This is a genomic window from Caballeronia glathei (assembly GCF_000698595.1).
Lineage (GTDB): Bacteria > Pseudomonadota > Gammaproteobacteria > Burkholderiales > Burkholderiaceae > Caballeronia > Caballeronia glathei.
In genome coordinates this window covers 1-812 of sequence record NZ_JFHC01000261.1, presented here as the reverse complement: position 1 = coordinate 812, position 812 = coordinate 1, and the positions used below count along the sequence as shown (strand labels likewise).

The 812-nt window shown below is 62.1% G+C and carries 2 protein-coding genes; both read left to right on the top strand.

Going from position 1 to position 812, the window contains the following annotated elements; translation table 11 throughout:
- Positions 1–65: 65 nt before the first annotated feature.
- Positions 66–329, top strand: a complete 264-nt coding sequence (locus BG61_RS38670; protein WP_006764058.1) for a transposase — start codon at positions 66–68, stop codon at positions 327–329.
- A 23-nt stretch (positions 330–352) separates the two neighbouring features.
- A partial coding sequence (locus BG61_RS42640; RefSeq protein WP_035943741.1) for an IS3 family transposase occupies positions 353–812 on the top strand: 460 nt, incomplete at its 3' end.

Here is an 812-nt window from a genome sequence, read left to right as displayed (position 1 = left end):
TGACCTTACCCCATTGAAGTAACCCACTGTAAAGTTAGTGGCAGGGCTGGAGGAGAGACCTTGTCATGAAGAAGTCGCGGTTCAGCGAAGAGCAGATTATCGGGGTGTTGAAGGAAGCCGACGCGGGCATGAAGGTCGCGGACCTGTGCCGCAAGCACGGCATTTCGGATGCGACGTTCTATAACTGGCGTAGCCGCTACGGCGGTATGGATGTGTCGGAAGCGCGGCGGCTACGGCAGCTTGAGGAGGAGAACCAGCGGCTCAAGCGGCTGGTCGCCGACCAGGCGCTCGACATCCAGGTTTTGAAGGATGTTCTGGGAAAAAAGTAAGTTCGCCCGCGCAGCGCCGGGAAGTGGTGCAGCAAGTCATTGAGCAGCACCACTATTCGGAGCGCCGGGCGTGCGCACTGGTGGGACTGAATCGGCGAACGTTCCGACGGCCTGCGCCGGGCGATGCTGACCATGTGGTCAGGCAGCGGCTGCGCGAACTGGCACAGGAACGTCCCCGCTTCGGTTCGCCGCGCCTGCATGTCCTGCTGCGGCGTGAGGGGCTGGTGCGCAACCACAAGCGCACTGAGCGTCTTTACCGCGAAGAAGGTTTGTCACTTCGCAAGCGGCGGCGCAAGAAGCGTCCGAGCCATCTGCGCGTGGTGATGCCGGTGCCAGACGGTGCGAACCGGAGCTGGGCGATGGATTTCGTTTCCGACGCGCTGGTCAATGGCCGGCGTATGCGGATGTTGACCATCATCGATGCGTGGAACCGGGAGTGCCCGCGTATCGAAGTGGACTTCTCACTGACCGGTGCGCGGGTCG